The organism is Streptomyces sp. NPDC088147, assembly GCF_044741565.1.
Classification (GTDB): Bacteria; Actinomycetota; Actinomycetes; order Streptomycetales; family Streptomycetaceae; genus Streptomyces.
Window position 1 is genome coordinate 763,644 of record NZ_JBIUSY010000002.1, and the last position, 13,334, is coordinate 776,977.

At 72.4% G+C, this 13,334-nt stretch carries 12 protein-coding genes; 5 read left to right on the plus strand and 7 right to left on the minus strand.

Features of this window, described 5'->3' with window-relative positions:
* Positions 1–139 precede the first annotated feature (139 nt).
* Positions 140–790, minus strand: a complete 651-nt coding sequence (locus ACIOGX_RS08635; protein WP_356507022.1) for a response regulator transcription factor — start codon at positions 788–790, stop codon at positions 140–142.
* Complete coding sequence (locus ACIOGX_RS08640) at positions 775–2,040, minus strand: sensor histidine kinase (RefSeq protein ID WP_401911398.1); 1,266 nt, start codon at positions 2,038–2,040, stop codon at positions 775–777. The genes ACIOGX_RS08635 and ACIOGX_RS08640 overlap by 16 nt, the downstream gene beginning before the upstream one ends.
* Positions 2,041–2,320: 280 nt before the next feature.
* Here ACIOGX_RS08640 and ACIOGX_RS08645 point away from each other — a divergent pair, with 280 nt between their 5' ends.
* Positions 2,321–2,836, plus strand: coding sequence for a DUF4259 domain-containing protein (locus ACIOGX_RS08645; RefSeq protein WP_401911401.1), 516 nt, complete (start codon positions 2,321–2,323; stop codon positions 2,834–2,836).
* Positions 2,837–2,888: 52 nt separating this feature from the next.
* On the opposite strand, the gene ACIOGX_RS08650 is transcribed toward ACIOGX_RS08645, so the two are convergent.
* Positions 2,889–3,893: an NAD-dependent epimerase/dehydratase family protein gene (locus tag ACIOGX_RS08650; RefSeq protein WP_401762918.1), complete on the minus strand. Its 1,005-nt coding sequence runs from the start codon at positions 3,891–3,893 to the stop codon at positions 2,889–2,891.
* A gap of 115 nt (positions 3,894–4,008) precedes the next feature.
* Between ACIOGX_RS08650 and ACIOGX_RS08655 the strand changes: the two genes are divergently transcribed.
* Positions 4,009–4,800: a hypothetical protein gene (locus tag ACIOGX_RS08655; protein ID WP_401912042.1), complete on the plus strand. Its 792-nt coding sequence runs from the start codon at positions 4,009–4,011 to the stop codon at positions 4,798–4,800.
* Positions 4,801–4,863: 63 nt separating this feature from the next.
* Complete coding sequence (locus ACIOGX_RS08660) at positions 4,864–6,435, plus strand: PepSY-associated TM helix domain-containing protein (RefSeq protein ID WP_401911404.1); 1,572 nt, start codon at positions 4,864–4,866, stop codon at positions 6,433–6,435.
* 67 nt (positions 6,436–6,502) lie between these two features.
* Here ACIOGX_RS08660 and ACIOGX_RS08665 read toward each other — a convergent pair whose 3' ends face one another.
* The 4 genes from ACIOGX_RS08665 to ACIOGX_RS08680 all read right to left on the minus strand — a co-directional run bounded on the left by ACIOGX_RS08665 (position 6,503) and on the right by ACIOGX_RS08680 (position 11,749).
* Complete coding sequence (locus ACIOGX_RS08665; protein ID WP_401911407.1) at positions 6,503–7,222, minus strand: winged helix-turn-helix domain-containing protein; 720 nt, start codon at positions 7,220–7,222, stop codon at positions 6,503–6,505.
* 523 nt (positions 7,223–7,745) lie between these two features.
* Positions 7,746–8,765, minus strand: coding sequence for a glutamine synthetase (gene glnII, locus ACIOGX_RS08670; RefSeq protein WP_129773052.1), 1,020 nt, complete (start codon positions 8,763–8,765; stop codon positions 7,746–7,748).
* 108 nt (positions 8,766–8,873) lie between these two features.
* Complete coding sequence (locus ACIOGX_RS08675) at positions 8,874–10,097, minus strand: ARPP-2 domain-containing protein (RefSeq protein WP_401911410.1); 1,224 nt, start codon at positions 10,095–10,097, stop codon at positions 8,874–8,876.
* A complete protein-coding gene (locus tag ACIOGX_RS08680; RefSeq protein ID WP_401911413.1) occupies positions 10,094–11,749 on the minus strand; it encodes a hypothetical protein in 1,656 nt (551 codons plus the stop codon). Before ACIOGX_RS08680 ends, ACIOGX_RS08675 begins: the two co-directional genes overlap by 4 nt.
* Before the next feature lie 250 nt (positions 11,750–11,999).
* On the opposite strand from ACIOGX_RS08680, the gene ACIOGX_RS08685 reads away from it, so the two are divergent.
* Entirely contained in the window at positions 12,000–12,899 is a 900-nt protein-coding gene (locus tag ACIOGX_RS08685; RefSeq protein WP_401911416.1) for a Gfo/Idh/MocA family protein, read from the plus strand.
* Between the two features lie 159 nt (positions 12,900–13,058).
* Positions 13,059–13,325, plus strand: coding sequence for a hypothetical protein (locus ACIOGX_RS08690; protein ID WP_356507040.1), 267 nt, complete (start codon positions 13,059–13,061; stop codon positions 13,323–13,325).
* Positions 13,326–13,334: the final 9 nt, after the last annotated feature.

Consider the following 13,334-nt stretch of genomic DNA (forward strand, 5'->3'; position numbering starts at 1 on the left):
GCTTCGTCGCCGGTTACGGGAAAGCGCGGCAGGGGAGAATCGAAGCGCTCCGTTCCATACGGACCTCGATCGAGGGGTGTTCAGCCGCCGGGGGAATTCATAGAAATCTCCAGCGCCAAACCGGGCGGATGCCCTCCAATCACCTGCCGTGGTCCAGATAGGCGAGAACCGCCAGTACCCGGCGGTTGTCGTCGTCCGACACCGGCAGATCCAGCTTGGCGAAGATGTTCGAGGTGTGCTTGGCCACCGCCCGCTCCGTGACGACGAGTTGGGCGGCGATGGCGGCGTTCGACCGCCCCTGCGCCACCAGCTCCATCACCTCGCGCTCGCGCGGAGTCAGCCCGCCGATCGGTTTGTCCTGCGCCCGCCGGGAGAGCAGCTGCGAGATCACCTGAGGATCCATCGCCGTACCCCCCGCCGCGACCCGGCGTACCGCGTCGATGAACTGGTCCGCGTCGAAGACCCGGTCCTTCAGCAGATAGCCGATGCCGCCGTTGCCGTCCGCCAGCAGCTCGCGCGCGTACAACTGCTCGACGTGCTGGGACAGTACGAGGACCGGCAGGCCGGGCCTGGCGCGCCGCGCCGCGAGCGCGCACTGAAGGCCCTCGTCCGTGTGGGACGGCGGAAGCCGGACGTCGACCACGGCGACATCCGGCTCCAACTCCGCCAGGGCCCGGGTCAGTTCGGGCCCGCTCTCCACCGCCGCCAGGATCTCGAAGCCGAATGCCTCCAGCATCCGCACCAGACCGTCGCGCAGCAGGAAGAGATCTTCGGCTAGGACAACTCGCAAGGGATCTCCATGGTGACCATGGTGGGACCGCCCGCTGGGCTGCTGACGGCCAGGACGCCGTCGAATGTACCGAGTCGGCGTTCGAGCCCGCTCAGCCCCGAGCCGGTTCCGATCACCGCGCCCCCGCCGCCGTTGTCCGTGACGGCTATCTTCAGCATCCCCCTGATGTGCGAGACATCGACCCATACCCGGTCGGCGCCCGCGTGCTTGATCACATTGGTCAGTGCCTCGCTCACCGCGAAGTACGCGGCCGACTCGACCGGGGCGGGGACCCGGCCCGTCAGCTCCACCCGCACCTCGGTCTCCACCGGCAGCCGCAGCGCCAGCGCCTTCACGGCGTCCCCGAGACCGCGCTCGGCCAGTACGGGCGGATGGATGCCCCGTACGAGATCGCGCAGTTCGGTGAGCGCCTCGGCGGAGGACTGCCGGGCCTTGCCGATCAGCGCCTTCGCCCTGGCCGGGTCCTTCTCGATGAGCGCCTCGACGGTGCCCAGATCCATGCCCACGGCGACCAGCCTGGCCTGCGCGCCGTCGTGCAGATCGCGCTCGATACGGCGGAGTTCGGCGGCGGAGGTGTCCACCGCGTCGTGCCGGGACTCGGTGAGCCGCTCGATCCGCAGCGCCATCTCCTGGTCCGTGGTGGGCGCGAGGAGCGTCTTGGCCAGCAGGAAGTGGCCGCGCAGCAGGTCCGCGTTGTAGCGCAGCCCGAGTCCGAACAGGACCGCGCCGAGGGCCGCCGCGGCGAGACCGGTCGTCTGGCTGCTGACCGGGACGAACGCGTACCAGTACCGGTCGTTCTCGAACACCCGCCACAGGCCCGCCGCGAGTACGAACCCCTCCACCGCGTAGAGGAGCAGGGCGCAGGACAGCAGGGCGGTGAAGAAGCCCGCCGTCATGTCGACCAGCAGCCACTGGAGATCGCGCCAGGTGGCCGGGTCCTTCAGCATCAGCGAGCAGCGCTCCACCCGGCCGGTGACGCCGGTGCGCGCATCCGCCGGGAAGGACCGGTACGGGACGGGGACCCGTACGCCCGACCACCGCGCGGCCAGCAGCCGGCGCTGATTGGCATGCGCCCTCACCAGCGTCAGTACCCAGGGGGTGGTGAAGACCCCGAAGCCCAGCAGGATGAAGGCGAGGGAGAGCACCGTCAGCACGAAGAGGATGATCGATCCGGCGAGCGAGACGACCGACAGCATCAGTCCCCGCCCGGCCGACACCAGCGGGCCCGGCCTCTTCGTCGTGCTGTCCATGGCGTTCTTCTCCCCTTCGCGGCCCGGACGGCCCGACGGCCCTCCGGCGGCCCGACCCCCGGACCTGGCATCAGTCTGACCGGCGCGGTCCGGTGGCGGCAGCCGGTCGGCCCCCTGTCCGGGGTGGTGCTGGATACACCCCCGGCCGGCCCGCGCGGGCATTGCGGCATTGTCAGTGGCACCTGGCACGATCGGTGCGACGGGGTGTGCGGAATGTGGATCGACCGATGTGGAACGACCGCGGTGGAACGACCGAAATTGAACAGCCAGGGGGCAGACCATGGGCACGTGGGACACCGGCCATTTTGACAACGACGCAGCGGTGGACTTCTCGGCCGACCTGGACGAAGTGACCGTCGAGCAGCGGACGGAGATCGTGCGGGCGGCGCTGCTGCGCGCGATCGGTACGGGTGAGGAGGACGGAGCAGGGGGTCCGTCGGACAGTGGGGACAGTGGGGACGGCGGCGATGGCGCGGGCGGTCCGCTGGACGGCGATGTGGGGGCGGCGGCCGTCGCCGCGGCGGCGCTGGTCGCGGCGCAGTGCCCCGGCGGGCCGTCCACGGAGTCGGTGTACGGCCCCGAGGAGCCGTTGCCCCGGCTTCCCGAGGAGCTGAGAGCGCTGGCGCTCCTGGCCCTGGACCGGGTGAGCGTGGCCGGGTCCGAGGTGCGCGATCGCTGGGTCAGGGCGGACGGCGAGGACGGCGCGTGGCACCACGGGATAGCCGAGCTGCGGCGCGCGCTGACCGCGGCGACGGAAGGGCGGCCGGGGGCGGTCCAGGGCGTGCCGGGACAGTAGCGCCGCCCGCCCGCGGGGTGTCGCGGGCCGGGCGGGCCTCTCCCCGCACGGCCTAGCTGCCGCCCTGTGGGGAGAGAACCGTGGCCTCCAGCTCCGGTGCCAGCCCGACCGGCGGGCGGTCCGGGCGCTGGGGGGCCCGGCCGCCGATCGAGCCGAGCCAGGACCAGGTGTCCGCGACCGTCTCGGCCACCGGGCGGCAGCGCAGGCCCGTGGCAAGGGCCTTGGAGACGTCACTGCCGTGCATGGTGTCGTGCATCTCGCCCGGCGGGATCCAGACCGGCAGGTCGGTCCAGGGCTCGATCCCCGCCGCGAGGATCGTCCCGGGGTCCGTCCAGCGCAGTTCGGCGTCGGATCCGGTGGCGCGCACACAGGCGTCGAGCAGCTCGCCCATGCTCGCGTGCCCGGCGGGGCTCACCAGGTTGAACGGGCCGCCCAGGCCGTCCCGTACGGCGTCCAGGGTCCATTCGGCGAGGTCACGCGCGTCGATGTACTGCAAGGGGTTGTCGCGCGGCCCCGGCGCGAGCACGGGGCCGCCGCGGGCGATCCGCCCCAGCCACCACGGGAGCCGGCCGATGTTCTCGCCGGGCCCGAGGATCAGCCCGGCACGGACCAGCAGGGCGCGGTCGCCGAAGACCGCCTCGGCGGCCAGCTCGCCGCCCCGCTTGTCCTGCGGGTACGCGGTCCGCCCGGCCGCCGCGGAGGCGCCCTCCACCAGGGGGCCGTCCTCAGGGAGTCCGGCCGGGGAGGGGCTCGCGTACACGGACCGGCTGGAGACGTACGCGTACCGTCCGACGCGGTCCGCCAGCAGCCGGGCCGAGGAGAGCACCGCCGACGGCGCGGCGGACCAGGTGTCGACGACCGCGTCCCAGGTGTCGGCTCCGTCGGAGAGGGCCGCGAGACCGCCGGGCGCGGTGCGATCGCCGCGCAGGGTGGTCACACCGGCGGGCGCCTCGTGATGGCCGCGGTGGAAGACGGTCACCCGCCAACCACGGGCGAGCGCCGCCTCCGTGACCGCGCGGCCGACGAATTCCGTACCACCCAGGATCAGGAGTCTCATGGCACCGACTGTGCCCGCGCGCCCGCTCACGGGCCAGCCGAATTCGCTGCCAGAAGAATCGTGGAGCCCCTGGACCTGCCGTACGCACCCGTGAGGATGGCAGCATGTGCGCACCATGACAGACGCCGGATCACCGATACGCGCCCTGAGGGCCGCCGCGTTCGCCGCGGTATGCGTGACTCTGGCGGCGGTGGGGCATTCGTTCACATCCGGGCATGAGATCCCGCTCGGCGCGCTGTGGACGGCGTTCGGGGTGACCGCGGGCGTGGCCTGGCTCGCGGGCGGCCGGCGGCGCGGGTTCCGCTCGATCGGGGCCGGGCTGCTCACCGTCCAGGGCGGACTGCATCTGATCTTCGCCGGAGCACTGCCGTTCGGCGGGTACGGGTACGGGTCCGGGTCACCGGGTCACACCCCTCATGGCACCGGCGGCACCACCGGTACGGGCATGGGCACCGGCACAGGCAGCGGCATGGGTATGGGCGTCGGCGCGGGCGCGGGAACGGGAACGGGCGCGACCATGGGGGAGGACTCCGGAACCGGCGTCCTCCCTCTCGACACCGTCGTCCCCTTCGGCCTGGACGGTCCGGTGGGAATGCTCGTCGCCCATCTCCTCGCCGCGGCCGTCTGCGCGCTCTGGCTGGCCCGGGGCGAGGCCGCGCTCTTCCGGCTCGCGACCGCCCTCGGCGCCCTGGGCTTCTCCCCGCTCCGGCTGCTGCTGACCGCGGCCCGGCCGCCCGCCGCGCCCCGGCGATCGGGGGCGGTACGACCCGCCGCCGACGCTCCCGCGGCGCACCGCTTCCGGGGCGTCGTTCTCGCGCACACCCTGTCGCGACGAGGCCCGCCCGCGCCCCGTGGCTCTCGCGCCACGGCCCCGGCGACGGCCCTCGTCATCACTGTCCGACCTTAGGCGGGCAGGCAGGGCGGGCCCGGGGTCCGCTTCCCCCTGCCCACGCCAACACCTAGGACAGTCATGGCCATTGACGACCCCGTACAGGGGCCCGAGACCGACGACAGACCGACCACCCCCGCCGGTGAAGCGCCGGAGACCGCGACAAGCACGGACACCAGCGGCGGCACCGGTGCTGGTACCAGCACCGGTACCAGCACCGGCATCGGTACCAGCGGCGGCACCTCCTCCGTCTGGAGCGCCCTGCGCCCCCTCGTGCTGCGGCTCCACTTCTACGCGGGCCTGCTCATCGCCCCCCTGCTGCTGATCGCCGCCACCACCGGCTTCCTCTACGCGCTCTCCTACCAGGCGGAGAAGGTCGTCTACCGGCACGAGCTGCGGGTCCCGGTCGGCGACCGCACCCTCCCGCTCTCCGAACAGCTCGACGCCGCCCGCGCCGCCCGCCCCGACGGCACGGTCACCTCCGTACGCCTGCCGTCCGAGGACGGCGCGACCACCCGCGTCCTGATGAGCACGCCCGACGCCGAGGAGAGCAAGTCCCTCGCCGTCTTCGTCGATCCGTACACCGCGGAGGTACGGGGAGAGCTGACCAGCTACGGCAGTTCGGGCGCTCTCCCGCTGCGCACCTGGATATCCGAGCTGCACCGCCATCTGCTGCTCGGCGAGCCGGGACGCGTCTACAGCGAACTCGCCGCCAGCTGGCTGTGGGTGGTGGCCCTCGGCGGCGTGCTGCTCTGGCTCGCCCGCACACGCACCTCGAAGCGCGCGCTGCTCACCCCCGAGCGCGGGGCCACCGGCCGGCGCAGAACGCTCTCCCTGCACGGTTCCCTCGGACTGTGGGCCGCGACCGGGCTGGTGCTGCTCTCCGCCACCGGGCTGACCTGGTCGACGTACGCGGGCGAGAACATCGGCTCGGTCAAGGACCAGCTGGGCGGTGGCACTCCCGTCGTCTCCGCCGCGCTCGCGGAGGGCACCGGCGGCGCGGGCGGCGGCGGCCACGAGGGGCACGAGTCCATGCCGGGGATGGAGAACATGCCCGGCATGGAGGGCATGGCCGGCGGCGACATCGGTATCGATCTGGTGGTCGTCGCCGCCCGTCAGGCCGGGCTCGACGGACCGGTCTCGGTGACCCTGCCGACGGAGGGCACCGGCTATGTGGTCGCGCAGACCGACACCCAGTTCCCCGTGCGGCTCGACTCGGTCGCCATCGACCCCGCCACCGGCGTCCTCATGGACGAACTGCGCTTCGCCGACTATCCGTTGCTCGCCCAGCTCACCCGCTTCGGCATCGACGCCCATATGGGCCTCTTCCTCGGGGTCACCAACCAGCTGGCCCTCGCGGCGCTCGCCCTCTCGCTGATCCTCCTCATCTGCTGGGGCTACCGGATGTGGTGGCTGCGCAGACCCACCAAGGAGCGGAAGCTGAGCGCGGGCAGGGCGATACCGCGCGGTGCCTGGCGCAAGGTGCCCGTGACCGCGCTGCTGCCGCTCGCGGCGGCCGTGGCGCTGATCGGCTGGTTCCTGCCGCTGCTGGGCATCAGCCTGCTGGCCTTCCTCGTCCTGGACGCCTTGCTCGCCCTGCGGGCCCGCGTCCGCGCCCGTACGGCTCGTACGGCCGGTACGGCTCGTACCTGACGGGATCGCGGGGGAGCCCTGCCGGCCACCCGGCCAGGGTTCCCCCGCGTGACCCGCCCGGCCCGTGTCAGGGCGTGTACTTGTACCCGACGCGCCGTACCGTCTGGATGCTGTGGCGGTGGGCCGCCCCCAGCTTGCGGCGCAGCCGCGCCACATGGACGTCGACGGTGCGTCCGTCGCCCACGTGCCCGTAGCCCCAGACCGTGGTCACCAACTGGTCGCGGGTGTGCACCCGGTGGGGGTGGGCCACCAGATGCGCGAGCAGCTCGAATTCGAGATAGGTGAGGTCCATCGGCTCGCCGTCCACGACGGCGGTCCGCCGGACGCTGTCGATCGATACGGGGCCGCCGCCGACGGGCCGGGACCCGGGCCCGTCGCCGTCGGTGCCCGCGCCGGGGCCGCCGGCGCCGACTACGGCTCCGGTCTCCGTGGCGGCGAGGTAGGGCGCCGAGGCCGCCGCCAGCACCGCCGCGTGCTGATCGGCCGGTACGAGGACGAGATAGCCGACCATCGGTGGCTGTCCCGGCAGCGAGGGCAGGGTGTGCTGCGGCGCGGGCAGCCAGGTCGCGCCGGGCGGCAGGAAGTCCACGACCTGTCCGGCCGTGACGCCCGCCGGGAGGGCCGGGTGCGTCGGGAGAGCGGGCCGGGCGACCGGCGCGGTCTCGTCGCGGTCGACGGCTCGGAGCCGGTGCCGGCCCGGCGCGGCCTGCTTCTGGTTCAGTGCGGCCGCGGTCGCGGTGGCGGTCGCCGACGCGGACGCGGAGGAGAGGGGGCGGGGATTCGCCATGGGAGGTCAGCTCTTTCGCGCGGAGGATTCGTCGAATCGACAGGACGGACGGGATGTACGTCATGCGCGGCAGCCGAAGGCCGGAAAGAAGGCTTTAGAGGGCCGACGCGTTCCTCGCGCGGCAACACACCCGGTCGAAGTCGTGATGCTGCCGGGACGGCCAGAACGGCTCAAGGTCGGAGCGACCTGTCGCGGGGTGCTGGAAGCTGGCCATGCCCCCATTGAAGCAGAAAGCGGACGGGCGCAGCAGGTCCCTTTCGGCTGTCGATACGGCGCGGGCCCGTGACAGCCGACACAGTGGCGGGCCGCGGGCGCGTGGCAGCGGGCGTGGGCGACACGAACAGCGGGCGCGGGCGACGCGGCGCGCAGGCGCGCGTGACAGCGGGCGCGTGACGGTCGACACCGTGCGCGTGACGGACGGCACCGTGCGCCGTGGCCGGGCGGACGCGACGAGGGGGCGACCGCCGGGTGGCGGCCGCCCCCTCGCGGAGTGCGGTGAGCTGCGTACGGGCGGGCCGACGGGTCAGACCTGGCCGGCCTTCTCCAGCGCGGAGCAGCAGGTGTCGACGATCAGCCGCGTCACCACGTACGGGTCGACGTTGGCGTTCGGGCGGCGGTCCTCGATGTACCCCTTGCCCTCCTGCTCGACCTGCCACGGGATACGGACCGAGGCGCCGCGGTCGGAGACGCCGTAGCTGTACTCGTTCCACGGGGCGGTCTCGTGCAGACCGGTCAGCCGGTCGTCGATGCCCGCGCCGTAGTTCTTGACGTGGTCGAGCGGCTTCGAGCCCTCGCCGAGCGACTCGCACGCGGTGATGATCGCGTCGTACCCCTCGCGCATCGCCTTGGTCGAGAAGTTGGTGTGCGCGCCCGCGCCGTTCCAGTCGCCCTTCACCGGCTTCGGGTCGAGCGTCGCGGACACGTCGAAGTCCTCGGCGGTGCGGTAGAGCAGCCAGCGGGCGATCCACAGCTGGTCCGCCACCTCCAGCGGCGCCAGCGGGCCGACCTGGAACTCCCACTGTCCCGGCATGACCTCGGCGTTGATGCCGGAGATGCCCAGACCCGCCTTGAGGCAGTTGTCGAGGTGCGCCTCGACGATGTCACGGCCGAAGATCTCGTCCGAGCCGACGCCGCAGTAGTAGCCGCCCTGAGCTGCGGGGAAGCCGCCCTCGGGGAAGCCCAGCGGACGGGCGCCCTTGAAGAAGGTGTACTCCTGCTCGATGCCGAAGATCGGCTCCTGGCCCGCGAACCGCTCCGCGACCTCGGTCAGCGCCGCACGCGTGTTGGACTCGTGCGGCGTCATGTCGATGTTCAGGACCTCGCACATGACGAGGACGTCGTCGCCGCCCCGGATCGGGTCGGGGCAGGAGAAGACCGGCTTGAGCACCCGGTCGGAGGCGTGACCCTCGGCCTGGTTGGTGCTCGACCCGTCGAAGCCCCAGACGGGCAGCTCCGCGCCATCGTTGAGGATCTTCGTCTTCGAGCGCAGCTTGGCGGTCGGCTCGGTGCCGTCGATCCAGATGTACTCAGCCTTGAAGGTCACGGGCCTCATCCTTTGCGGGTGCAGCAGGTATGCCCCGAAGCTTCGCAATCCGTGATTTCCCGGCTGTTGCCCTTCTGTGAACCACGCGTTACTCAGGTTTCCTGTGTTTCATGTCCGCTGTTTCAGCAGCGCGCCGAATCCGGCGGCGTGCATCCTGCGCACCAGTTCGGCGGAGGTGGTGCCCAGCGCCTCGGCGGTACGGTCCAGTCGCCAGTCGTGGGCCGCCAGCCGGCTCAGCAGATGCCCGCGTCTGATCTGCGCGTCCGACAGCCGGAACGTCTTGAGATACGCCGTACGGCCCTTGTGGTCGCTGATGAGTTCACCGATGTGCTGCTCCGTCTCCGGCTGCCCGGCGCCGGGCCGGTGGAACGGCGGCAGGAAGCGGTGCAGTTCGTACGCGCCCATCCGGTACACCCGCTCGAAGGAGTAGGAGGTGGTGAGGAGTTCACGGGCGAGCAGCGTCTCGTGCGCCTCGCTCCACGCCCGCTCCTGCGCCCGCGCCGCCGCCCGCAGATCGGCGAGCGTCTCCAGCCACCGGCCGTCACGGACGCGTGCCTCGAACTCCGGCACCGGGCCGCCGAAGAACGCGTACTGGTGCACCAGTTCCCCGTACATGTCCTGCAAGAGGGTCGGGTGCAGCAGGCGATAGTCCTCGGGGTGCGGCACGACGAAGGCGGCGGCGAGCGAATCCGCCGTGTACACCATCACCCCGCACTGCCCGGGATGGATCTCGAAGACGCGCAGCGCGTCCGCGAGCCCCCGGACGGTCAGGCCGAGATAGGCGTCCTCGGCGCGCGGCGACAGCCCCTGCCGTATCGCTTGCCGGGACCACTCGTCCCAGGCGATGGACGGCCCGCCGAAGTGCAGCGAGAGATAGCCCTCCATCGCCAGATGGAGCGGGAGGAACCGGCAGCGGGTGGCGGTGGCGCTCTTCCCGGCGCCGCTCTTCCGGGCCTTCGCGCGCTTCACCATCCGGTGGTGACGGTGTACGGGCACGGTCTCGGGGCGGAAGTCTTCCTTGGCGCCGCCGTTCCCCCCGGCCGCCGGGTTCCGGGTGTCGCCGTCCCGGGTGTCGCCGTCCCGGGTGTCGAGCTGGGTGCCGTACGCGGCTTCCCGGCCGCCGTCGCCCGACCAGTCGGCGACGAATCCGTGCGGGATGTACGAGACATAACGGGTGCGCGGATCCACTTGGACCTCGCCGAAGGCACCGTAGATCTCGGGGTGCAGCCGCAGACCGGGCATCGGCTCCTCGCGCACCAGGGGTACGAGACGGATGCCGCCCCAGACCTGGGCGGGGCGCGTGGTCAGGCCGGTGAGATCGAGCCGGGTCATCGTGATCGCCCCTCCGGCGCGGTCTCGTCCATCTCGTCCGTCGTGCCCGCCGTGCCCGTCGCGTCCATCTCGCCCGTCGCGCCCGTCGCGCCCGTAGCGACCGTCTCACTCGTCTCGCCGGGGAAGCGGCAGAACAGATCGTCGTCCACGAACCGCCGTACGCGCCCGTCCAGATACGCCCGCAGCTCGGCCAGTCCGGTACGGCCCTCCGCGAACTGCGCGATCTCCACCAGCGCCGGCAGATCCTCGGCGTCCCGTATCCCCGCCGTCGGGACGCTCGCGGCCAGTCGGCGTACGTCAAATCCGTCCGCGTCGTATACAGGGTTCAGATGAACCACACTCGTCCTCCCCTCCGGGTCGAGCCGGGTACGCCAGACCCGCAGCACCTCGCCCGCCAGCCCCGGAGGGGCGTTGTCCCAGCCGTCCGAGACGATGACGAGCCGGTCGGGCGCATGGTCGAGCGCGTCGATGATCCGGGTGCCGAGCGGCGTCGGTCCGTAGGGGCGCACCAGAAGCGGATCGGTGCCTCCCGAGGTCCAGAACGCGGCGTACGCCCCCGGCGCAGACAGCGCCTCCAGCAGAAAGTGGCAGGCCAGAGCGGTCCCGAGCGGACGGCGTCGCTTCTCGCCCGAGCCGGACGAGGAGTAACTGTCGTCCAGTACGGCGGCGACGCGCCCCCAGGTATGGCGGTGCGGCCCGGCCACGCGCAGCGCCGCCGTACGCAGCGCGCGCGTCAGCTCGGCCCGGCGGGCCGCCCGCTCGTCCCGCGTCAGTGACAGGACGTAGAGCGCGAGCCGGGTCAGTGGCATGACGGTCAGATCGGTCCGGCGTACGGCCTTCGCGGCGCGCTCCGTCCGCAGCCGCTCCAGCCGGGTCATCCGGTGCCGGATCCGCTCCAGGAACGCGTCGCGGGCGATGCCGTGCTTCACCGCGAACCCCTCGGCCACGGTGAACGGCAGCTCGTAGAGCGCGCCCTGCTCGAAGTGGGCGCGGCGGTACGCGTCGAGGAGAGGGTGGTCGTACCGGTCGCGGCGGCCGGGCGAGAAGAGGAAGTCACCGATCTCGTCCGAACGACGCCCGGGTGCCCGACGGCCGCGTACCGGGCTTCCGTGTGCCGGGCGTCCGTGCGCCGCCGGGCTTCCGAGTGCCGGACGGCCGAGCGGCAGCCGGCCGAGCGGCAGATGGAAGTGGCGCGCCACCGAGGTGAGAGCGCCCCGGTACTTCACCGCGTCGTGTCCCAGATCCGGCCGGGCCGCCAGCCAGTCACGCAGGATCGCGCGCGTACGGCGGTTGCCGACCCCGGCGGCCCGCAGGCCGCGGAACAGCCGGTACACGCGCTGCGGCGGCAGCCGCGTCAGCCGCGCGGCGATCAGCCGCCCCTCCGCGCGCTTCTCCTCCGGGCTCGCCTCGCCCGGTGTCCGCAGCAGCTGCTCGATGATCAGGGCGGCGTTGTGGTCGTTGATGTCGAGCGCGAGCGCGGCGGCGTACACCGGACGGTAGTTGACGCGTACGTACTCGTGCAGAAAACCGAGCGAGAGCCGTTGCGTGCGGGCGTCGGAACGGAACTCACGCTGTCCGGTCGCCGTGACGGCCGCGTTCACGAAGAGCAGTACGTCCTCGGCCGCGATCAGATCGGCGAAGGTCTCCGCCATGGTTGTCCCCCCGGGATGGATGCCGGCCGGGGAATGGAGGCGCGAACAGCGAAATCACTGCTTCAGAGGCATGTCCCGGAAGTCGCACCGGAGGCCCGCGGCCGGCCTGTGCAACGTAACACCGGCCCCTGCCCGCCCGGCCACCAATTTTCGACACCGCCCGCGACGACCGGCCGGGACGGAACCGGTGACCCGCCTTCGACGGAAATCGGCGCCGGCTCGGGCGTGCCGACACGGCACACTGGCCGTCATGAGCAAGCTACGCATCGGACTCCTCGGCACCGGCCCCTGGGCGGAGCGCACCCACGCCCCCGCGCTCGCCGCCCATCCCGGACTCGAACTCAGCGGCGTCTGGGGGCGGCGCCCCGAGGCCGCCGCGGCTCTCGCCGCCGCCCACGACACCACGGCCCACTCGGGCGAGGTCGGCCTCGACGCGCTCTTCGCCGAGAGCGACGCCGTCGCGTTCGCCCTGCCGCCCGACATCCAGGCACCGCTCGCGGCACGCGCCGCCGCGGCGGGCTGCCATCTCCTCCTGGACAAACCGGTCGCGACGACCGCGGCGGGCGCCCGCGAGGTGGCGGACGCGGTGGCGGCCACCGGGGTCGCGTCCGTCGTCTTCTGCACGCTGCGCTTCGCGGCGGGCACGGTGGGCTGGCTCGGCGAGCAGAGCGCGAAGGGCGGCTGGTTCACCGCCCACGCGTACTGGCTCGGCGCCCTCTACTCGTCGGGCGAGACCAGCCCGTACGCCGCCTCCCCCTGGCGCCGCGAGAAGGGCGGCCTCTGGGACGTCGGGCCGCACGCGCTGTCCGTGCTGCTCCCGGTGCTCGGCGAGGTGACCGAGGTGACGGCGGTACGCACCGAGCCGGACCTCACCCACCTGGTGCTGCGGCATGTATCCGGGGCGGCCAGCTCGGTGGCGGTGAGCCTGAGCGCGCCGAAGGCGGGCGCGGGTACGGGGATCGAGTTCCGGGGCCGGCACGGTACGGCGACGCTGCCGGAGAAGTGGGGCGACCCGGTCACCTCGTTCGGGGCGGCGGCCGACGCACTGCTGGAGTCGGTCCGTACGGGCCGGCCGCACGCCTGCGACGTACGGTTCGGGGTCCGGCTGACGGAGATCCTGGCGGAGGCGGAGCGGCAGCTGAACGTCTAGGGCGTGTCTTCGAGGCTCCGCTTCGGCCCCGGCGGGCCGGTGCGGACCGACCGGCCGATTCCCCGCTCAAATAGCCTCTGGCCAGGGGCGATTGTCAGTGGGGGGCGGTAAAATGGAGGTAGTTCGTGAGGGAACAACCACCGCGCCGGGAGGTCGCCGATGGCCGTTGCCACCATGCCGACGAAACCCTTCGAGAGTCAGCCAGCCCTCAAGCGCAAGCCACTGCCCGCGGGTCAGCCCCGTGAGTGGTACGAGACCCATAACCGCCGGCTCAAGGCCATGCGCCTCGCCATCGCCCTGCTCGACTCGGGCGTGTACCACCCGGCGAACGCGAACAACGGCAGGATACGGAGGACGGCGGCCCGGATCGGGATCCACCCGCCGTCGGACACCACCTGCCGCATGGTGCGAGCCCTGATCGACTAGAGCCTGCCC

Excerpts from the sequence above, each read along its gene's own strand:
- ACIOGX_RS08660 (WP_401911404.1), top strand. The coding sequence starts at position 4,864 with ATGGCCATTGACGACCCCGTACAGGGGCCCGAGACCGACGACAGACCG.
- ACIOGX_RS08690 (WP_356507040.1), top strand. The coding sequence starts at position 13,059 with ATGGCCGTTGCCACCATGCCGACGAAACCCTTCGAGAGTCAGCCAGCC.
- ACIOGX_RS08640 (WP_401911398.1), bottom strand. The coding sequence starts at position 2,040 with ATGGACAGCACGACGAAGAGGCCGGGCCCGCTGGTGTCGGCCGGGCGG.
- ACIOGX_RS08645 (WP_401911401.1), top strand. The coding sequence starts at position 2,321 with ATGGGCACGTGGGACACCGGCCATTTTGACAACGACGCAGCGGTGGAC.
- ACIOGX_RS08685 (WP_401911416.1), top strand. The coding sequence starts at position 12,000 with ATGAGCAAGCTACGCATCGGACTCCTCGGCACCGGCCCCTGGGCGGAG.
- ACIOGX_RS08665 (WP_401911407.1), bottom strand. The coding sequence starts at position 7,222 with ATGGCGAATCCCCGCCCCCTCTCCTCCGCGTCCGCGTCGGCGACCGCC.
- ACIOGX_RS08650 (WP_401762918.1), bottom strand. The coding sequence starts at position 3,893 with ATGAGACTCCTGATCCTGGGTGGTACGGAATTCGTCGGCCGCGCGGTC.
- ACIOGX_RS08680 (WP_401911413.1), bottom strand. The coding sequence starts at position 11,749 with ATGGCGGAGACCTTCGCCGATCTGATCGCGGCCGAGGACGTACTGCTC.
- ACIOGX_RS08655 (WP_401912042.1), top strand. The coding sequence starts at position 4,009 with ATGACAGACGCCGGATCACCGATACGCGCCCTGAGGGCCGCCGCGTTC.
- ACIOGX_RS08675 (WP_401911410.1), bottom strand. The coding sequence starts at position 10,097 with ATGACCCGGCTCGATCTCACCGGCCTGACCACGCGCCCCGCCCAGGTC.